Annotated in this window: 23 protein-coding genes and 1 other annotated feature; of the genes, 22 read left to right on the top strand and 1 reads right to left on the bottom strand. The window is 42.5% G+C overall.

The window, feature by feature from the left end; all coding sequences use genetic code 11:
* Positions 1–17: 17 nt before the first annotated feature.
* From ftsW to ftsZ, 7 genes are all read left to right on the top strand, one after another.
* Positions 18–1,103, top strand: coding sequence for a putative lipid II flippase FtsW (ftsW, locus tag FILTAD_RS12030; protein WP_124071001.1), 1,086 nt, complete (start codon positions 18–20; stop codon positions 1,101–1,103).
* A gap of 20 nt (positions 1,104–1,123) precedes the next feature.
* On the top strand, positions 1,124–1,912 hold the full coding sequence (locus FILTAD_RS12025; RefSeq protein ID WP_124071000.1) for a cell division protein FtsQ/DivIB: 789 nt from the start codon (positions 1,124–1,126) through the stop codon (positions 1,910–1,912).
* The gene (locus tag FILTAD_RS12020) at positions 1,896–2,615 is read left to right on the top strand and encodes a DUF881 domain-containing protein (protein ID WP_124071240.1); all 720 of its coding nucleotides are present in this window, start codon (positions 1,896–1,898) and stop codon (positions 2,613–2,615) included. The genes FILTAD_RS12025 and FILTAD_RS12020 overlap by 17 nt, the downstream gene beginning before the upstream one ends.
* Positions 2,616–2,637: 22 nt before the next feature.
* A complete protein-coding gene (locus tag FILTAD_RS12015) occupies positions 2,638–3,357 on the top strand; it encodes a DUF881 domain-containing protein (protein WP_124070999.1) in 720 nt (239 codons plus the stop codon).
* A 2-nt stretch (positions 3,358–3,359) separates the two neighbouring features.
* The gene (locus FILTAD_RS12010) at positions 3,360–3,746 is read left to right on the top strand and encodes a small basic family protein (RefSeq protein WP_124071238.1); all 387 of its coding nucleotides are present in this window, start codon (positions 3,360–3,362) and stop codon (positions 3,744–3,746) included.
* A 78-nt stretch (positions 3,747–3,824) separates the two neighbouring features.
* Positions 3,825–5,108, top strand: a complete 1,284-nt coding sequence (ftsA, locus tag FILTAD_RS12005; protein WP_124070998.1) for a cell division protein FtsA — start codon at positions 3,825–3,827, stop codon at positions 5,106–5,108.
* A gap of 48 nt (positions 5,109–5,156) precedes the next feature.
* Positions 5,157–6,335 carry a cell division protein FtsZ gene (gene ftsZ / locus FILTAD_RS12000; RefSeq protein ID WP_124070997.1) on the top strand — a complete coding sequence of 393 codons (1,179 nt, stop codon included), beginning with the start codon at positions 5,157–5,159 and terminating at the stop codon, positions 6,333–6,335.
* Here ftsZ and FILTAD_RS11995 read toward each other — a convergent pair.
* The gene (locus FILTAD_RS11995; protein ID WP_124070996.1) at positions 6,320–6,559 is read right to left on the bottom strand and encodes a hypothetical protein; all 240 of its coding nucleotides are present in this window, start codon (positions 6,557–6,559) and stop codon (positions 6,320–6,322) included. The two genes, ftsZ and FILTAD_RS11995, sit on opposite strands and share 16 nt — an antisense overlap.
* 61 nt (positions 6,560–6,620) lie before the next feature.
* On the opposite strand from FILTAD_RS11995, the gene FILTAD_RS11990 reads away from it, so the two are divergent.
* The 15 genes from FILTAD_RS11990 (at position 6,621) to FILTAD_RS11920 (ending at position 20,445) form a co-directional block, all read left to right on the top strand.
* Entirely contained in the window at positions 6,621–7,475 is an 855-nt protein-coding gene (locus FILTAD_RS11990) for a sigma-E processing peptidase SpoIIGA (protein ID WP_124070995.1), read from the top strand.
* Entirely contained in the window at positions 7,465–8,175 is a 711-nt protein-coding gene (gene sigE / locus FILTAD_RS11985) for an RNA polymerase sporulation sigma factor SigE (RefSeq protein ID WP_124070994.1), read from the top strand. The genes FILTAD_RS11990 and sigE overlap by 11 nt, the downstream gene beginning before the upstream one ends.
* A 94-nt stretch (positions 8,176–8,269) precedes the next feature.
* Entirely contained in the window at positions 8,270–9,052 is a 783-nt protein-coding gene (gene sigG, locus FILTAD_RS11980) for an RNA polymerase sporulation sigma factor SigG (RefSeq protein WP_124070993.1), read from the top strand.
* 305 nt (positions 9,053–9,357) lie between these two features.
* On the top strand, positions 9,358–9,609 hold the full coding sequence (locus tag FILTAD_RS11975; protein WP_124070992.1) for a PRC-barrel domain-containing protein: 252 nt from the start codon (positions 9,358–9,360) through the stop codon (positions 9,607–9,609).
* Between the two features lie 69 nt (positions 9,610–9,678).
* Positions 9,679–10,371 (top strand): YggS family pyridoxal phosphate-dependent enzyme, encoded by a 693-nt coding sequence (locus FILTAD_RS11970; RefSeq protein ID WP_124070991.1) that lies wholly within the window; start codon positions 9,679–9,681, stop codon positions 10,369–10,371.
* Positions 10,368–10,829, top strand: a complete 462-nt coding sequence (locus FILTAD_RS11965) for a cell division protein SepF (protein ID WP_124070990.1) — start codon at positions 10,368–10,370, stop codon at positions 10,827–10,829. Before FILTAD_RS11970 ends, FILTAD_RS11965 begins: the two co-directional genes overlap by 4 nt.
* Before the next feature lie 26 nt (positions 10,830–10,855).
* Complete coding sequence (locus FILTAD_RS11960; protein WP_124070989.1) at positions 10,856–11,146, top strand: YggT family protein; 291 nt, start codon at positions 10,856–10,858, stop codon at positions 11,144–11,146.
* Positions 11,147–11,174: 28 nt separating this feature from the next.
* Entirely contained in the window at positions 11,175–11,951 is a 777-nt protein-coding gene (locus FILTAD_RS11955) for a YlmH family RNA-binding protein (protein ID WP_124070988.1), read from the top strand.
* A gap of 90 nt (positions 11,952–12,041) precedes the next feature.
* Positions 12,042–12,551, top strand: a complete 510-nt coding sequence (locus tag FILTAD_RS11950) for a DivIVA domain-containing protein (protein ID WP_124070987.1) — start codon at positions 12,042–12,044, stop codon at positions 12,549–12,551.
* 52 nt (positions 12,552–12,603) lie between these two features.
* Positions 12,604–12,821, top strand: a binding site (T-box leader).
* Between the two features lie 80 nt (positions 12,822–12,901).
* Positions 12,902–15,664, top strand: coding sequence for an isoleucine--tRNA ligase (gene ileS, locus FILTAD_RS11945; protein WP_124070986.1), 2,763 nt, complete (start codon positions 12,902–12,904; stop codon positions 15,662–15,664).
* A 113-nt stretch (positions 15,665–15,777) separates the two neighbouring features.
* Positions 15,778–16,254, top strand: a complete 477-nt coding sequence (gene lspA / locus FILTAD_RS11940) for a signal peptidase II (RefSeq protein WP_124070985.1) — start codon at positions 15,778–15,780, stop codon at positions 16,252–16,254.
* Positions 16,254–17,180, top strand: coding sequence for an RluA family pseudouridine synthase (locus FILTAD_RS11935; RefSeq protein ID WP_124070984.1), 927 nt, complete (start codon positions 16,254–16,256; stop codon positions 17,178–17,180). The genes lspA and FILTAD_RS11935 overlap by 1 nt, the downstream gene beginning before the upstream one ends.
* Positions 17,181–17,535: 355 nt before the next feature.
* Positions 17,536–18,078 carry a bifunctional pyr operon transcriptional regulator/uracil phosphoribosyltransferase PyrR gene (pyrR, locus tag FILTAD_RS11930; RefSeq protein ID WP_124070983.1) on the top strand — a complete coding sequence of 181 codons (543 nt, stop codon included), beginning with the start codon at positions 17,536–17,538 and terminating at the stop codon, positions 18,076–18,078.
* 57 nt (positions 18,079–18,135) lie between these two features.
* On the top strand, positions 18,136–19,422 hold the full coding sequence (locus FILTAD_RS11925; protein ID WP_124070982.1) for a uracil-xanthine permease family protein: 1,287 nt from the start codon (positions 18,136–18,138) through the stop codon (positions 19,420–19,422).
* A 144-nt stretch (positions 19,423–19,566) separates the two neighbouring features.
* Positions 19,567–20,445, top strand: coding sequence for an aspartate carbamoyltransferase catalytic subunit (locus tag FILTAD_RS11920; RefSeq protein ID WP_124070981.1), 879 nt, complete (start codon positions 19,567–19,569; stop codon positions 20,443–20,445).

Raw genomic sequence — 20,445 nt, 5'->3', positions numbered from 1 at the left:
AGAAATATGACGGAAGGATGCGTTCACTGGAAAGGAAGTTAAAAGCTTCGTTTATTGTTTCGGCCATGGCATTGTCTTTTATCGGTTTAGCTTTCGTCCACTCGGCGGGTTCATATTGGGGTGCTGTGCATTATGCGGATTCCTCACCATTTATCGTAAAACAGGCAATTTACATGGCTGTGTCCATAGGAATTGCACTTGCTATGATGAAGAGCCCTTTAACCTCAAATCCTAAAATGTGGACTTTCTTTTACTATGCTACGATTCTTTTACTAGTGGCCGTTTTAATACCAGGTATTGGTGTTGTGCGAAATGGATCACAAAGTTGGATTGCGTTAGGCCCATTTAGTTTACAACCAGCTGAGTTTGTTAAAATAGCGCTTATTGGTAAATTGGCTAGCAGCTTTAGTCATACTAAAGGAAAAAAGAAAATCCATTTTAAACATTTTGGGTTGATACTTCTCCCGGCAGCATTGATCATGCTACAACCTGACCTGGGATCTGCGGTCATTATGATTGTTGCCGCATTTGTTATTTTGTTTTTGGCTGGCTATCCAATACGCTTTTTTGCATTTTTGGGCCTTGCAGGCGTTGGTGCATTCGTTGCATTGATTGCAACAGCCCCTTATAGGCTAGACCGTATCAAATCCTATATCGATCCCTGGAATGATCCACTTGGTACAGGGTTCCAAGGCATTCAATCACTATTTGCAATTGCACCGGGCGGGCTATTCGGTCATGGCTACGGGAATAGCCGACAAAAGTATTTGTATTTACCGGAGCCGCAAAATGATTTTATATTTTCGATAATTGCGGAAGAATCGGGTTTTATCGGAGCTACAATTGTGTTGATACTTTTTACTGTGTTGCTAATGTCGACATGCGGAATAGCCATTCGTACCCGTGACCAGTCATCATTTCTTATCGTTGCCGGAATGGGTTCGATGATATTATTCCAAATGTTTTTGAATATCGGTGTTGTTTCCGGTCTATTGCCTGTTACGGGTGTTACGCTTCCTTTCATCAGTTATGGCGGTTCGTCACTCATGACGACTTGGATGGCTGCGGGAACAATTATGCATTTCATGAGTTCTAAGAAGTAGAGTGGATTGGGGGAGATGGGATGGATAAGGTCATTGATATCGAAGAAAGAATACCGTCGATGCGAAAGAAACGTCGAAGAAAGGCAAATAAAAAATTTCTATTCATCTTGACGGTGTTCGTCTGTGCTCTCCTTGCCATTCTCTATTTTCAATCGCCCCTTAGCCGAATTGGGAAGATTAGCGTAAATTCTACACTGCTCCATGACCAGGCCTTCTACATAGGAATGAGTGGTCTTGCACCGGACGAGCCTTTATGGGATTTTAATTCTTCAGATGTTGAAAAAAAATTGAAAAAAGTCGAAGGTGTTAAAGCCGTTTCGGTATCCCGAAAAAAGTTTAGGGATATTACTATCAAAATCACGGAATGGGATACGGTTGCTTACCTTGAAGATGAAGGGGAATTTAGCTTGTTATTAGAAAATGGAGAAGTATTTCCTAATGCAAAATTGATACCCCAGGAAGAGGCGCCGGTACTTAAGGACTTCGGTGATTCCACAGTTCGAAAACGTTTAACGAAACAATTGCTGGAAATAGATGATCACGTTTACCAACTCATTTCTGAAATTATCTTTGCAGGAAAAAAAGAAGATAAGGATAGTATCATTCTTTACATGGATGATGGATATGAGGTTCGGGCAGATCTTTCTACATTCGCCGAGAGAATGAACTATTATCCCCGTGTAATTGCCCAGCTGAATGGGATTGAAAAAGGTGTTATTGATATGGAAGTCGGTGTGTTTTTCACGCCGTACAGTGAAGTGTACGGGTTGAAAGAAGAAGGTGAAATCGTTGATAAAGAAAACAACTGATGAACATAAGAAAAGTGGAAAGCGTATTCTTTTTTCTGTCGTTTTCCTCGTCCTCGGTTTCATTTTGGCATTTTCTTATCGAACTCTCGGAAAGAGCGGTGAGCCAGGAAGTATTAAGTCAGCCGCTTTTGCCCAAGAAGAGCAATACCGCGAAAGTTTAATCAATCAGCAAGAAAGAAATAAAGAACTATCAGATGAGATCGCCGCCAAGCAGGAGAAGATACGAAAATACGAACAATCTTTCTCCAATAGGGAAGAAGAACATGCAGGTCTAGTTGAAGAGGCAAAAGACCTTCGGCTGCTGCTTGGCGTCGTTCCTGCGATGGGACAAGGTATTCGTGTGACATTACAAGATGCGGATTATGATCCAGTAGAGCAAAATCCTAATGATTATATTGTTCACGAAAGCCATATTCTTCGCGTTGTCAATGAACTGACAATTTCAGGGGCGCAGGGATTAGCGATTAACGGTCAAAGAATTACTTCAGACGCTTACATTAAATGTACGGGTCCGGTTATTACTGTGGACGGTAGAACCTTTCCTGCGCCGTTTGTGATTGAAGCAATCGGTGACACGGACGTCCTATCAGCTTCATTACATTTGAAGGGTGGTGTAATTGACAGCCTAATTCGGGATAATATTATTGTTACGACGGAGCAAGTGAAGGATCTTCGTTTATCAGCATTACGAAACGAGAGTTAATTTGCGCGAGGAGGTTGGACGGATGAGAAAAACGATACATTGGAGATTCACATTGATTCTGCTTATTGTCGGATTTATGACTGCCGTCCAATATAATACGCTGAAAGTTCCTGAGATACGTGATACAAGGGACATCTGGGCAATTCGTAAAGAGTTATCTTCTGAAAAACAAAGTCATTCCGAATTGTTGTCCGAAATTCGGGAACTCGATAAAACAATCCATACATACGAATCACTAAATAACGAGAATGCAGGACAAGCACTCTCGACAACAGTCGATAAATTGAATCGGCAAGCAGGTAGAATGGATACTATTGGGCCCGGTATCATCGTTGAAGTGCGGCCATCCGCTGAAAGTGTGGCGTTTGGTATACCGATAACGGGCATCTCGCCTGATTTACTTACCCGATTTGTCAATGAGTTAAATCGTTTTAAAGGAATTGTCCTTGAAATAGATGGGAAACGTTACACTACTTTAAGCTCAATACGGGACATCAATGGTGTAACAGCTGTGAATGGAATAAATATAGCGACTCCGCCATTTACGATGAAAATAATTTCGCCTACACTTAGTGATAGCGAAAAGTTATATAATTTCTTATCAGCTTCAACGATTCAAGATGATTTTTATCTTGATAACTTTACACTGGATATAGGAAAACCAATTCAGGAATTGAAAATTTCAGGGTGGACAGAGAAATTTAAGAATGAGTTCCTAAAAGAAATACCGAAAGGGGAATGACAATGTGGTTGCCTTTACTCGGGCTTGTTCTCGGGATTTCACTAGGTTTAGTTTCAGATTTACAAATTCCGCAAGTATATGGCAATTACTTATCAATTGCAGTATTAGCTGCGCTCGATACACTTTTCGGCGGAATTCGAGCACATTTACAACAAGTTTATGACGATAAGGTATTTGTGTCAGGATTCTTTTTTAATATTGCACTGGCAGCTGCATTGGCATTTCTGGGTGTGCATCTCGGAGTCGATTTGTATCTTGCAGCCGTATTCGCATTTGGTGTAAGGTTATTTCAAAATATTGCAGTGATTAGAAGAATCCTTCTGGCTAAATGGACGGATCGCGAAAAAAAGTTGAATACGAATGTTCCTGAAAGAAAGGATTTGAGCTAGTATGTCGAAAATATTTAGACAATACGGTCGTAATACAATAGAATGGGGTTTAAGAGTTGTTTTAGGAGGTGCCGATAGTTGAGTCAGTCAGAATTATACGTTTCACTTGATATAGGTTCATCAACAATTAAAGTATTGATTGGCGAAGTGGATGGCGGGGCATTGCATGTAATCGGAGTTGGAAATGTTCAATCCGCAGGTATCCGGAAAGGGACAATCATCGATATCGATGCAACGGTCCAATCGATTCGTAAAGCGGTAGACCAAGCTGAACGAATGATTGGTATGCAAATTCAGGAAGTCATTTTAGGCATACCGGCAAATGGTGTTGTCTTGCAAGATGTGAAAGGGGTCGTGGCTGTAAACTCGGAAAACCGGGAAATTACAGACGATGATCTTGATCGGGTTATGAAATCGGCACAGGTGATGTCCGTCCCGCCTGAACGAGAAATCATCAACATCATCCCTAAGCAATTTATTGTTGATGATTACGATGAAATAACAGATCCGCGCGGAATGATCGGTGTCCGGCTCGAAATGGATGGTACACTGATTACAACACCAAAAACGCTCGTACATAACATTCTACGTTGCGTGGAACGGGCAGGACTGGATATACGGGAAATCTACTTACAACCGCTTGCAGCAGGTACATTCGCCTTAACAGATGATGAAAAGAATCATGGTACGGCGTATATTGATATTGGTGGGGGTTCTACGACAATAGCAATCTTTGGAGAGAATCGTTTTATGTCCACTGCTGTAATTCCTGTTGGCGGTGATCATATTACAAAAGATTTATCGATTGTTTTAAAGACACCAACAGAGCAGGCGCGTAAGATCAAACATCAGTATGGACATGCGTTTTACGATGATGCGTCCGACGATGAATTGTTTGAAGTCCCTGTTATCGGGGTGGATTCAAAAGACCAATATAGCCAGCGCTATATTTCTGAAATCATTGGTGTTCGACTGGAAGAACTTTTTGACTTGGTTCTTGAAGAGTTCTACAAAATGGGCATCAATGATTTGCCGGGTGGTGTAGTACTAACTGGTGGAATTACAAAAATGGACGGGCTACTCCAATTGGCAAGACATGTATTAAAAACGAGAGTCCGTATCCATACACCAGAATATATCGGTGTAAGGGAGCCAATGTATACGACAGCAGTGGGGCTAATACGTTATGCTCATATGCAAGATGAATATTTCGGTCACACACCGGAGTCATCGACTGTAGCTGTCAGTGAAAATAATGGACAAGCTCCAGTTCACAAGAAAAAAAAGGTTGAACAAAAACAGCAAAATAAACCCGGTCTTTTAAATCGGGCTAAAAAAGTATTCGATAATTTTTTTGAATGAATGAAAAGTTTCATTAGAGATGGATGAGATGGATTAGGAGGAGAGACGATGTTGGAATTTGATACGAACGTCGATGCACTTGCAGTTATAAAAGTAATTGGTGTTGGCGGTGGTGGTAATAACGCGGTAAATCGTATGATTGAACACGGTGTACAAGGTGTGGAATTCATTGCAGTAAATACAGATGCACAAGCTCTTAATCTATCAAGTGCTGAAGTGAAGTTGCAAATTGGTGGCAAGTTGACACGTGGACTTGGAGCCGGTGCAAATCCGGAAGTCGGGAAAAAAGCGGCAGAAGAAAGTAAAGAACAACTTGAAGAAGCATTGCGTGGCGCCGATATGGTATTTGTCACTGCTGGAATGGGTGGGGGAACTGGAACAGGAGCAGCTCCGGTTATTGCACAAATTGCAAAAGATATCGGCGCACTTACAGTCGGGGTTGTAACAAGACCTTTCACTTTTGAAGGACGGAAACGTTCAACACAGGCAATTGGCGGCATCACCGCTATGAAAGAGTCAGTCGATACTCTTATTGTGATTCCAAATGACAAATTGCTTGAAATCGTTGATAAAAATACGCCGATGCTCGAAGCATTCCGCGAAGCGGACAATGTACTTCGTCAAGGTGTTCAAGGTATATCTGACCTTATTGCAGTACCAGGTCTTATTAACCTGGATTTCGCAGACGTGAAAACAATCATGTCGAACAAAGGATCAGCACTTATGGGAATCGGTATGTCGACAGGTGAGAATCGGGCATCAGAAGCTGCTAAAAAAGCGATTTCCAGCCCGCTACTTGAAACGTCTATTGACGGTGCTAAAGGTGTCCTTATGAATATCACAGGCGGATCGAATCTGAGTCTGTTCGAAGTGCAGGAAGCGGCGGACATCGTTGCATCTGCATCAGATGAGGATGTGAATATGATTTTCGGTTCTGTCATCAATGATAATTTGAAAGATGAAATTATTGTTACGGTTATTGCGACCGGCTTCAATGACGAACAACTTACGCAACCTAGGTCAGCAAGAAGTTCTGGATTCGGCGCAAGCCGCCCACAGGCCCGTGAGACACAACCTAGCCATCAGCCGCAGGTACGTGAGCGTAGAGAAGAAACATCGCATGTACAGCAACAACAGGAGCCTGCTCGTCAGCAACAACAATCAGGACAGCCTGATGACGGATTGGATATTCCAACATTTTTACGGAATCGTCAACGCCGGAAATAATTGATAGCGCCGATTTCTTTCGACCATAAAAAGCCTTCGGGAAAGTGTAAGTCACTTTCCCGAAGGCTTTTTTGTTTTCTTGTATTCAGCGTCAGGTGCTGCGACAATTCACAAATGGCGTCAGCACCTGGCGCAGCAGCGGATTCAATGGATTTCTTTACATGAACATTTACACGCATAACTTTCACCAAGCGAAAGTTGTCGATTTCTTTTTCAACATTCATCCTCATTCCGACAAACATTTCAAAGAAGGTTTGTTATCGTTGTAGACAAGGAGGGTGGACGATGTACGGAGAACTCATTGTTGGCGTCAACATGCTGTTCAATTATGCAATCCTTTCATTCGCAAACAAAGTGGGAAACGTTCAAGCTACCCGCAAACGTCTATTACTTGCTTCATTTGCAGGAGCCGTCCCGGTTACGTTACTTCCTTCATCGATCTTTGTAATTGTCATTTCGTTCGTGATTATGACAGGTATTGCATTTGGCAGTTCGTTTGAGCCATGGAAAAAATCTGCTTCAACGGTATTAATAGGGGCAGTATTTGCAGGTGGGCTATTAACCGTTTTCCAATATCGAACCAGCCTATCCACAACGCCTTTGACCGTCATCACTTATGCGGTAGTCGCTTATGTATCACTTTACTTTATGAAAAAGAAATGGTCGGATGTTAGGACAACTCGTCAAGTGGCTTCTCTAAAATCGACGTCCGTCCTGCGTATTTGGGGACATGATATCCCGGTAAAGGTGTTTGTTGATCCAGGCAATAGTTGCACAGAACCATTATCAGGTGCTCCTGTTCATTTTGTCTCTTTTCACACAGTGGAAAAAGCTATTCCTGAAAACTTGAAAACACCATTATTGGAATGGGATACACATGGTTCACCTGAGTTATCCGGATTTCCAGATGTCTATCATAAAGACATGCGACTGGTTAGATTGTTAACCGTACAAGGTCAATCATGGGCAATCGGCTTTAAGTTTGAACAGTGGACAATCCAGGAAGAAAGGAGGCTGGAACCGGGTTATATCGTATTCACAAAAAAAGACCGCCGTTATCCAGATGGTGTCGGAGCCATATTACACATCACTGCAATGGAATCATTAATCGAAGAAGGGGGAACTGTACATGTTGCTTAAAATGAAAAATTGGTTTTCACAGCTGCTGAGTTTTTTTAAGCGGAAAAATGGCACATACTACATCGGAGGACATGAATCATTACCAAAACCATTGACGAGAGAAGAAGAAGCAAAGACAATCCACGCTTTTATGGAAGGCGATTTGACTGCACGTGATACGCTGATTGAAAAAAATCTGCGGTTAGTTGTTTACATTGCCAGACGCTTTGATAATACGAATACACATATCGAGGACCTCATTAGCATTGGTGCCATCGGGCTCATAAAAGCGATTGAAACATTTAAAGTCGATAAAAACATTAAATTGGCAACTTACGCATCCCGTTGTATCGAAAATGAGATTCTTATGCATTTGCGCAAAACAAACCGGACAAAATCAGAAATTTCATTTGACGAACCGCTCAACTCAGATGCGGATGGAAATGAATTATTACTATCGGATATTCTTGGAACAGATGCGCATATTATTATTGATGATGTAGAAAAGAAAATCGAACGTCAGCATATGATTGAAGCCATTTCAACGTTGGATGAACGAGAGCGCTATATTATGGGCTGCCGTTTCGGTTTAACCGGTAAAATTGAAATGACACAAAAAGAAGTTGCTGAATTACTAGGAATATCCCAGTCCTATATTTCACGACTTGAAAAGAAAATTATCACCGATTTACGAGAGCGATTGAACCACCCAATTGCATAATGGTTGAAATTGGCGAACCGGTTTTCCGCATATTCTGCACGACTGGGGACAGACTATTTTGTACAGTCATCTACAGAATGCGGAGGAAAAGCCAATGGTACGTACAAGAGTTGAGATCTGCGGTATTGATACGTCACAATTGCCGTTGCTCACGAATGAAGTGATGAAGTCGACGTTTATAAGATTACAAAGTGGTGATCATTCAGCAAGAGACGAGTTGGTTGTAGGAAATTTAAGATTAGTCTTAAGTCTAGTCCAAAGATTTGCTTACAGAGGTGAACAAGCAGATGATTTGTTTCAGGTAGGTTGCATAGGCCTTCTCAAATCGATTGATAACTTCGATTTAAAGCACAATGTACGATTTTCGACATACGCTGTGCCAATGATTATCGGAGAAATAAAAAGACATCTTCGGGACCATCATTCCATTAGAGTTTCAAGGTCCCAGCGCGATATTGCGTATAAAGCGATACGTGCAAAAGAACAATTCATTAACGACAATCAGAAAGAACCTAAGATTTCGGACTTAGCTGAAATTACGGGCATACCCGCGGATGATATACTTTTCGCGCTGGATGCGATTCAAGATCCGATGTCGCTTCATGAGCCGATGAATGGTGATGGAGGCGATCCCATCTTCATGATGGATCAAATACAAGACAAAACAGTATCAGAAGAACGATGGCTGACATATGTTTCGGTAAAAGAAACGGTTGCAGGAATGGATGAACGACAACAAGCAATCTTATCAAAACGGTTTTATTTAGGACAAACACAGACTGAAATTGCAAAAGAGCTAGGCATTTCACAAGCACAAATTTCTCGGCTTGAAAAGAACGCGGTGAAAATCATACGTGATGGTATGGAACAAAATTAACTTAATTCATCTCGCTACTTACATAAGTGGCGGGATGAGCGCCAAAGATACATTCAATTCAGTGGGGGTTAAACCCCCAGCTGAATAGAGGATCTCAGACTAAGAACGCCGCATACTGCGGCAATAAAGAAAGATGGAGTTCAATCTATCCCCGTTGCATACCCGCGTCCTGAATGCACAAGATTAATTCAAAATCTAGACGCAATCACGCCGAGGCGCAATTAATTAATATAAAAACGCAAAACTATTCCTGTTTTGCGTTTTTTTCTGTACACCGACATATAGTGGGGTAGGGAGGGATTTAGATGAGGTTTTCCGAAATTCAGAAAAAAGAAGTCATTGATGCTACGAAGGGAGCATTCCTTGGATATGTACAAGATGCAACCATCGATATTGAAACGGGTAAAGTGGAGTTATTACATATCGGCGGTGGAGACCGAAGTATATTTTTTGATATGAAAGATAAGGATAAAGATACCAGAAAGGTTCGGCTTGAAGATGTTACAACAATCGGTAAGGATATAGTCCTCATCGGCAAGAGAAGCGGGAAAAAGTGAATTATCATTGATAAGTAGACTACCACTTGTTACAATAGGGACAACAAAAGATGAAAAGTAGTGATGACTATGGGCAATCTTCAAACGAGAATACAGAAAATTGAAGAAGACATTCGAGAAGTCTGTAAACGCACCGGACGAAATAGTTCGGAAATTACAGTCGTAGCTGTTACAAAGCAAGTCACCGCAACACATGCCTCAAAAGTGTTGGAAGCGAACATCGTCAATCTTGGTGAAAATCGTGCAGAAGAGCTTTTGAACAAACAGCAAAAGATACAAACAAAAGCAGTATGGCATTTCATTGGCAATGTCCAAAGCAGAAAAGTTAAAGATATTGTTGATACGACTGATTACTTACATTCTGTTGATAAATTGAGTATTGCAAAAGAAATTCAGAAACGGGCTTCCCGTACACTGGAGTGCTTCATACAAGTAAATGTTTCTGGCGAAGAAACAAAGTCGGGTGTTACTCCAAATGAGTTACAGAACTTCGTTAATGAGCTGGGCGCATTCGATAAAATTCGAGTTGTCGGTTTGATGACCATGGCTCCTTTCACCGAGGATTCCGACTTAATCCGTTCCGTTTTCCGTTCCCTTAGAGAGTTAAGGGACAAGATAGCCGCTCAACAGCTACCGCACGCGCCTTGTAACGGTTTGTCAATGGGAATGTCAAATGACTACATTATCGCTATCGAGGAAGGTGCAACCCATGTCAGAATCGGGACAGCACTAGTCGGAGCAGAAAGCGAGGAAGATGCATGAGCATAAAAAACAAGTTCGAAAAATGGTTTTACCTTGAAGATGAAGAAGATGTGCGCGAGCAACCACAACGTGAAGAACGACGTACCGTCCAGGAACAGCAAAAGCAACAACTGGCAAAAAAAGTGCCGATGCGTACTAAACAACCTATAAACGAAACTCCGCAACAAGGTACAGTTGTTAGTCTACAAAGTCTTCAAAAGTCGTCCAAAGTAATTCTTGTCGAACCTCGTGTTTATGCAGAAGCCCAAGATATTTCCGAACATCTTAAAAACAAACGTGCTGTCGTTGTCAACTTGCAACGGATCGATCGGGATCAAGGCATCCGCATTGTCGATTTCCTGAGCGGAACTGTATATGCATTAGGCGGGGACATCCAACGAATTGGAACAGACATATTTCTTTGCGTACCAGAAAATGTTGAAGTTGCAGGTGCAATATCCGATTACTTTGAACGATAGAAATAGATTGAGGGGTATAAATTAGTATGACAGAGATACTTTTAACGATATATAAAGTACTTGCCTATGCAATTCAAATTTACTCGGTAGTACTTATTATTTACATTTTAATGTCGTGGATACCTTCTACACGCGAGACGAAGTTTGGAAAACTTATCGAAAAAATTGCTGAACCTTATTTGGGGTTCTTCAGGAAGTTCATTCCGCCACTTGGTATGATCGACATTTCTCCGATTGTTGCGCTATTCGCTTTAAGCTTAATTTCCAAGGGTATCTTAGAAGTGTTTAGAATGATTATTTTGTCCTCACTTAGGTGAGGACTTTTGTGTAAGGAGAAGAAAGATAATGGAGAGTATAGTACAACATTTTAGGAAAGAAGAGCAACCGTTCATTGAAACAGCGATAGGTTGGACACGGGAAGTGGAAAATACATACGCTCCTAAATTGACAGGTTTTCTGGACCCGAGGCAGCGTTTTATCGTAGAATCGACAGTGAGAAGTTCAGGTTTTTTGGTGGAAGACTATGGCGCTTTTCCTAACGCTGAACGGCAACGACTACTGATCTATCCGGATTATTACGTACCGGAAAAAGAGGATTATAATGTAACTGTTTTTCATGTGAAATACGCATCGAAATTCCTGAAACTTGGTCACAAGGATGTTCTTGGTTCAATGATGGCGCTCGGCATAGATCGTGCAAAGTTTGGCGATATCAGGGTAGGTGAGGACGAAGTACAATTTACAGTTGCGGATGAGTTGAAAGACTACATGAAAGCAAATTTCACATCGATTGGAAAAGCGAAAGTTGCAGTTGAAGAAGTGGATGATCCTAAAAAGTGGATTGTCTCAACAGATAGTTGGGTGGAGGAATTATTTACCGTCGCTTCTCTTAGACTCGATGTAGTTGTGGCGGCATTGCTGAATAGTCCGCGTCAAAAAGCGTCGTCACTTGTTCACGGTGAAAAAGTGAAAGTGAATTGGGTGGTCAGAAGCCAGCCAGCTTTTGAACTCCAAGAATCGGATATGATTTCTGTACGTGGTTCGGGACGATTCAGCATTCGTGCGATTGAGGGCAGGACACGGAAAGACAAAATTCGGCTTATTATCGGTAAGTTAGAATGATTAATCAGACAATAGTTTGAAATAACGCTGTTTTCTATCGCGCCAGCATGTATAATAGGAATTGAATACGGTAAAGGAGGGATGCATCAGATGGCTTTATCACCACTTGATATACATAATAAAGAATTCAGTAGTAAATTCCGTGGGTATAATGAGGATGAAGTGAATGAATTTCTAGAGCAAATCATGAAAGACTATGAAAACGTGCTCGAAGAAAATAAAGAGCTGAAAAACAGCCTTAAGCAATCATCGGAACAGGTTACGCACTTCAACTCAATTGAGCAAACACTTCAAAGTTCAATTCTTATTGCACAAGAAGCTGCGGAGGATGTTCGTCGAAATTCGATGAAAGAGTCAAAACTTATCGTTAAAGAAGCCGAAAAAAATGCGGATCGCATTGTTAATGAAGCATTGTCACGGGCACGTAAAATTTCAATGGAAATCGAAGACCTTAAAAAACAATCAAAAGTTTTCCGCAACCGTTTCCGTATGTTAATCGAAGCGCAATTGGATCTTGTCCAAACGGATGACTGGGACAATCTACTTGAGTATAAAATGGATGCAGAACGACTGGATGCATTAGCTGAAGAAGAAGCTTGACATATACTTGACTGAACCTTGTTGCACACCTATAATTATGGGCATATAGCTATAACAGGCGTCGAAAGAGAAAGTAGTTTCCGAAATTGAGCACAGCGAGCCGGGGATGGTGGGAGCCCGACCAACAAATCGGATATGAAAATCACTCCCGAGCTGGATTGCGGAATCATGTACGTACTCCCGGAAACACCCCGTTATGGTGTCTGAGTGGTAGTGGATTCGTCTGCTGCAAGTAGGGTGGTAACGCGAGAATAACTCCTCGTCCCTTTTTAGGGATGGGGATTTTTTTGTCTATTTACAGGTTCAACATAAGAAATTTCATTTTTTTACAATCAAGAGGAGGAATAAAAATGGAGTACAAAGATACACTACTTATGCCGAAAACAGATTTCCCGATGCGTGGTAACTTGCCAAATAAAGAACCGCTTATGCAAGAGAAATGGGAAGAAATGAATATTTACAAAAAGGTGTTGGAGCGGACTGCAGACCGTCCGTTTTTCGTTTTACATGATGGCCCGCCTTACGCAAACGGTGATCTTCACATGGGACATGCGATGAACAAGGTGCTAAAAGATATGGTCGTCCGTTACAAGTCCATGTCAGGTTTCCATGCCCCTTATGTTCCAGGATGGGATACGCATGGTTTACCTATTGAGCAAGCGCTTGTTAACAAAGGTGTAAAACGGAAAGAACACACAATTGCTGAATTCCGTAAAATGTGCGAGGAATATGCTTTGGTTCAAATTGATAACCAGCGTAGCCAGTTTAAACGAATCGGAGTCCGTGGTGATTGGGATAATCCTTACATCACATTAAAACCAGCTTTTGAAGCCCGCCAGGTTGGTGTGTTCGGTGAAATGGCCAAAAAAGGCTATATTTATAAAGGTTTGAAACCTGTTTACTGGTCACCTTCAAGTGAATCTGCACTTGCAGAAGCGGAAATCGAATACCAAGACAAGAAATCACCATCCATCTATGTCAGTTTCCCTGTAAAAGACGGAAAAGGAGTCATCGATACAGATGTGAATTTCCTGATTTGGACGACAACGCCTTGGACAATCCCTTCAAACTTAGGTATTTCCGTTCACCCGGAATTTACGTATGTAATTGTTACGATTGCGGATGAAAAATTCCTTATTGCAAAAGATCTTCTGTCGTTTGTCGCTGGGGAACTTAGTTGGGAAGATTATTCCATTGAACGTGAATTAAAAGGGTCAGAACTTGACTGTGTCGTGGCTAAACACCCATTATATGACCGCGATTCACTTGTGATGCTTGGCGAACACGTGACAGCTGAGGCTGGTACAGGGTGTGTACATACGGCACCTGGACACGGGGAAGACGACTTTTATGTATCCAAGTCTTATGGCATCGATGCATTGTCTCCAATCGACGACAGGGGTGTTATGACAGACGAAGCACCCGGTTTTGCAGGATTATTTTATGAAGATGCAAACAAAGCTGTTACAGAAGCATTGGACAAAGTAGGCGCGCTTAAGAAATTATCATTCATCACGCACTCGTACCCGCATGATTGGCGTACGAAAAAGCCGGTTATTTACCGTGCAACTGCGCAATGGTTCGCGTCTATCGAATCGTTCCGTCCAGAGTTGCTACAAGCCATTAAAGATACGAAATTCACGCCTTCATGGGGTGAAACTAGACTTTATAATATGGTTCGCGACCGCGGTGATTGGTGTATTTCCCGTCAACGGGTATGGGGGGTTCCGATTCCGGTATTTTATGCTGAAAACGGCGAACCGGTCATTACAGATGAAACGATTGCCACTGTTTCTGAACTGTTCCGCGAACACGGTTCGAATATCTGGTTTGAACGTGAGGCGAAAGATCTCTTGCCGGCTGGATTCACGCATGAAGGAAGCCCAAATGGATTGTTCACGAAAGAAACGGATATTATGGACGTTTGGTTCGATTCAGGATCTACACATCAAGGTGTACTTGTTGAACGGGACGATCTCGTTTACCCAGCAGACCTTTATCTGGAAGGCTCTGACCAATACCGTGGATGGTTTAACTCTTCGCTTACGACAAGTGTCGCCATAAATGGCCATGCACCATACAAAGGAGTACTGAGCCACGGCTTCACATTGGATGGCGAAGGGCGCAAAATGAGTAAATCACTTGGCAACGTTATCGTGCCATCAAAAGTGATGAACCAATTGGGTGCAGACATTCTTCGTCTATGGGTATCTTCTGTGGATTACACAGCGGATGTGCGCGTTTCTGATTCTAACTTCAAACAGGTATCTGAAGTGTATCGCAAAATCCGGAATACGCTCCGTTTCCTACACGGCAATACAACGGACTTTAATCCTGTAACAGATAGTGTACCGTTTGCGGAACTTCGTCCAGTGGACAAGTATGTCTATGTGAAACTACAAGATTTGATTGAAGAAGTACGGAATGCATACGACAACTATGAATTCGCGGGTGTTTACCACGCAGTGAATAATTTCTGCACAGGCGATTTGAGCTCATTCTATCTCGACATTGCAAAAGATGTAGCTTACATTGAGGGCATGGATCATCAGCATCGTCGTGCCATGCAAACGGTTATGTATGAATCATTGATTGCATTGTTGAAATTGTTGACACCAATCTTGCCGCACACAACTGACGAGATGTGGGCATATATCGTACATGCAGAGGTTGAAAGCATTCAGTTAACAGATATGCCGGAAGCACAAGATGTCGGTGAGGAAGCGGCACAACTCCGCGAACGCTTCGCGACACTGATGCTTATCCGTGATGATGTCTTGAAAGCCCTTGAAGAGGCACGCAATGCAAAAATCATCGGGAAATCACTCGAAGCGAAAGTCACCGTTGCAGTACCTGAAAAACTACAAGGTGTATTCGCATCGGATGATATCGATTTCGCTCAATTCTTCATTGTTTCAAAGTTTGTTGAAGGTGAAGATGCCCAAATGCCTGAAGGAACATTGGAACTGGATACAGCAAGTGTCCTAGTTGAAAAAGCGGACGGCGAAAAATGTGATCGTTGCTGGACAATTTCCGAAACAGTCGGTACAGACGAAACACATCCGACACTATGCACACGCTGCGCAGTTGTTGTGAAAAAGTACTATTCGTAAAAAGTGTGACTGATTATTGGGCGGCTGTGCCAATCTTTTCGTGTAGATTGGTACAGCCGCTTCTTTTTTTATGGTAGAATTAAGTACGAATCTGTTGGACGGGGGTTTTGTGATTGTTCATCTATTACGGATTGGCGGCACTTGTCATCATTTTAGATCAGGTGACGAAGTGGCTAGTCGTTAAAAATATGGAAATCGGAGAAAGAATCAGCGTTGCCGATCCATACCTTGGATTTCTTTCCCATCGAAATAGTGGTGCTGCTTGGGGCATGTTAGAAGGACAGATGTGGTTTTTTTATATCGTCACAGTAATTGTCATTGCCGGAATCGTATACTTTTTCCATAAAGAAGCGAAAGGACATCCTCTCTTTGCACTCAGTCTTATGTTTATCCTTGGCGGCGCGATAGGTAATTTCATCGATCGGCTTGTACGAAAGGAAGTCGTCGATTTTGTGGATGTCCTGATTCCGGTTGTAAACTATGAATTCCCGATTTTTAATGTAGCTGATGCGGCATTGACTGTCGGTGTAATCTTCCTCATCATTCATATCATCATGGATGAAAAAAAGAACAAGAAAAAGGTGTCTTAATGGATAATGTTGAATTTGAAATAACAGAAGAACAGGCAGGTAGCCGAATTGATATGGCTCTATCATCATTTAGCCCTGATTGGTCACGTACGCAAATCAAACAATGGTTAAAAGATGGATTTGTGCTTGTAAACGGTGAACATGTCAAACCGAATTATAAAGTGAAGCGCGGTGATCTGTTAACAGTTGACGAACCGGTACCTGTAGAGCTTAATGTAACTGCACAAGACTTGAACTTGGATATCGTTTATGAAGATTCAGACGTACTCGTTGTCAATAAGCCGCGTGGCATGGTTGTTCATCCTGCAGCAGGACATCCTGACGGGACGCTTGTCAATGGGCTCATGCATCACTGCACGGACTTATCAGGCATTAACGGCGTACTACGTCCAGGAATCGTTCACCGTATTGATAAGGATACGACAGGTTTGCTTATGGTCGCGAAAAATGACAAAGCACATGAATCACTTGTCAACCAACTCGTAGAAAAGTCTGTCACACGTGTCTATACGGCGATTGTCCATGGTCACATCCCGCACGACAACGGAACAATCGATGCACCAATCGGCCGTGATAAACGGGAAAGACAGAACATGGCAATTGTAGACAAAGGCAAACATGCCGTGACACATTTCAAGGTGCTTGAACGGTTTGGCGAGTATACACTAATCGAATGCCGGTTGGAGACAGGTAGAACACACCAAATACGTGTTCATATGAAATATATCGGTTATCCACTTGTTGGGGATCCGAAATACGGACCGAAAAAAACGATTGAATTCGGCGGACAAGTCCTGCATGCGGGCACGCTTGGATTTGACCATCCTGCCACTGGCGAATATATGGAATTTAAAACGCCGCTACCTGAAGACTTCGAAGCGCTAATCGTAAATTTGAGAAAAAGAGTTGACAAAGAAGAAGCATAAATTATATACTATACGAAGCAACTGAATAGCGATACCTTTAAAATCAGTCCAGAGAGGCTGGGAAGGTTGCACGGAAGTACAGTGGACTGTTGAATACAGAATCCTTGTACAGTTTTTTCTGCATGTATACCTCCCGCCATCCCAGGCAGGGAGTTTTTTTGTGTAAAGAAAAGCGGAGAACAGCGGGTAACTCAACCGGCTACTGGAGGGCTTGAGTAGAAATGCTTGCATTTCGACCGAAAGACCGAAGTAGACGCGTGAGTTGCTGTTCGCAGCTAGCCAGAAAGAAAAGCGGAGAACAGCGCATAACTCAACCGACTACTGGAAGGCTTGAGTAGAAGAGGAGGACAAGTCAATGGCTGAAAAAGCAAGTATTCTCGATCAACAAGCAATAGCTAGAGCAATCACCCGAATCGCCCATGAAATAATCGAACATAACAAAGGCATCGACGCCTGTATCCTTGTCGGCATTAAAACAAGAGGGGCATTCCTTGCAAAGAGGCTTGCTGAAAAAATCGAGCAAATCGAAGGAAAGCCCATTCTGACAGGAGAACTCGATATTACATTATACCGAGACGATCTCATGTTGAAACATGACAACAACGAACCATTAGTTCAACAAGTCGACATCCAACATGATGTGACCGATAAAGAAGTAATTCTCATCGATGACGTTCTTTACACAGGAAGAACGGTACGAGCAGCGATGGATGCTGTAATGGATCGAGGTAGACCTTCAACAATCCAACTAGCAGTGCTTGTTGACCGAGGTCATCGCGAGTTACCGATACGACCTGATTATGTCGGGAAGAACATCCCGACATCAAGTGAAGAGCGAGTTGTCGTCAGTGTAACAGAAACAGACGATATAGATAGTGTGTCAATTCACTCCATGTAAATAAGGAATCGCAGTTGGAAAGCTAATAATTTAAGAACAGCATGGAGGAAATGGGAAATGACTGAAAAAGTATTAGATATACATGAAAAGCCAAGACCGGCAAGATGGGTCATTCTTAGCTTGCAGCATATGTTCGCCATGTTCGGTTCGACGATTCTCGTTCCACAACTCGTCGGTCTAAGCCCGGCAATCGCGTTACTGACGAGTGGTCTTGCAACAATTGTCTTTGTACTCGTCACTGGCTTTAAAGTTCCAGCCTACTTAGGATCATCATTCGCGTTTATCGCCCCTATAATCGCTGCGACAAATTCAGGCGGGGTTGGAAGTGCGATGATCGGAAGTATGTTTGTCGCTCTTGTTTACGGGCTCGTATCCTTATTGATCTGGACGACAGGACCGAATTGGATTATGAAACTATTGCCGCCGGTTGTTGTAGGGCCGGTGATCATGGTTATCGGTTTAGCAGTTGCGCCGGTAGCAGTGAACATGGCAAGCACCGTCCAAGTAGGTAATGAATCAGTATACAACTTGTTGCATTTTTCAGCGGCAATGGTGACACTAGCTTCAGCAATCATCTGCCTTATGTTTTTCAGAGGTGTGATCAGCCTTATGCCTGTCATTGTTGGGATTGTAGTAGGTTATATATACTCAGCGTTTATTGGCATACTGGATTTTGCTCCAGTTAAAGAAGCTTCTTGGTTTGAAATTCCGAGTTTCCTAATACCGGGAGTGGATTATGACTTTGTCGTTACACCAACACTTTTGCTTATCATGGTGCCTGTTGCAATCGTGACGATTTCAGAGCATATCGGTCATCAGCTTGTACTCGGAAGCGTCGTTGAAAAAGACTTCATCAAAGAGCCGGGCTTGAATCGCTCACTGCTGGGAGATGGTCTTGGAACATTAGTAAGTGGTCTCTTGGGAGGGCCTCCCAAGACGACATATGGTGAAAATATCGGTGTAATGGCAATCACAAAAGTATACAGTGTTTATGTCATAGTCGGTGCAGCAGTGTTCGCCATCTTATTTTCCTTCATCGGGAAAATGATGGCAGTTATTCAAACGATTCCTACTGCAGTACTTGGCGGAATCTCCATCCTGTTATTCGGAATTATTGCCTCTTCGGGTTTACGTATGCTAGTTGAACATAAAGTCGACTTTGGAGAACAGCGGAATCTTGTTATTGCGTCGGTCATTCTAGTCGTCGGTATAGGTGGTGCGGCGATCAAGTTCAGTGACACATTTGAAGTCGGCGGTATGGCGCTAGCGGCAATTGTCGGTGTATCGCTTAACCTTCTGTTACCTGGAAGAACTGACAAAACATTGATTGAGGAAAAAGAATAGAAGACCTTTTAACACTGTCCAGAGAGACAAGGAAAGGTTCGTTTGACACCCATTCTCCCATAGAGGAGAATCTGGATAGTCATACCCCACGAGCCTTTCCACTTGCTGGAAAGGCTTTTGTTCATATTAAGGAGGACAATCCGGATGAAACATCTTGTATCAATAAAACAGCTTAAAGAAGAAGAAATCTTAGCTCTTCTTGAACGTGCGGATATGTTCAAAAGATACGGAGTCAAAGAATTGCCCGGGAAATATACGGTGAGTAATTTGTTTTTTGAACCAAGCACACGTACGAAGATGAGTTTTGAAATGGCGGAACGAAATCTTGGGTTGAATGTATTACCATTCGAATCGGCATTCTCAAGCTCCATTAAAGGGGAGACGCTTTACGATACAGTCAAAACACTTGAGTCTATCGGCGTGGATGCACTTATAATCCGTCACCCGGAAGATGGCTATTATGAGCAACTGGTTGGTCGAACGACTGTTTCTATTGTGAATGGTGGTGACGGTGCGGGCCAACACCCAACGCAATCATTGTTGGATCTATTTACGATAAAAGAAGAATTCGGCACATTCAAAGATGTGAACGTTTTGATTGTAGGAGACATTGCCCATAGCCGTGTAGCCCGATCAAACGCGGATGCACTGAAGAAACTGGGAGCAAATGTAACGTTCTTATGCCCGGCAAATTGGGCGGGTGAATTTGAAAGCTTGAATGAATGGGGAAATGAAATAGAATCAAGCGATGTTGTCATGCTACTGCGTGTGCAACATGAAAGGCATACAACGGGTGCTGGTTTTACAAAAGAGAGTTATCACGAACAATTCGGATTGACAGAAGAACGTGCAAAACGAATGAAAAAAGGGGCAATTATTATGCACCCCGGGCCTTTTAATAGGGGTGTTGAAATTGCGGATTGTTTAATCGAAAGCTCTTGTTCAAGAATCTTTAAACAGATGGAAAATGGTGTATACATACGAATGGCCGTTTTAGAAGCGGTATTAAAAGGGAGGAATTGA

It is taken from the genome of Filibacter tadaridae (genome assembly GCF_900609045.1).
GTDB classification, from domain to species: Bacteria; Bacillota; Bacilli; order Bacillales_A; family Planococcaceae; genus Sporosarcina; species Sporosarcina tadaridae.
The sequence above is the reverse complement of the archived record's forward strand: the minus strand, read 5'-3'. Positions and strand labels throughout refer to the sequence as shown.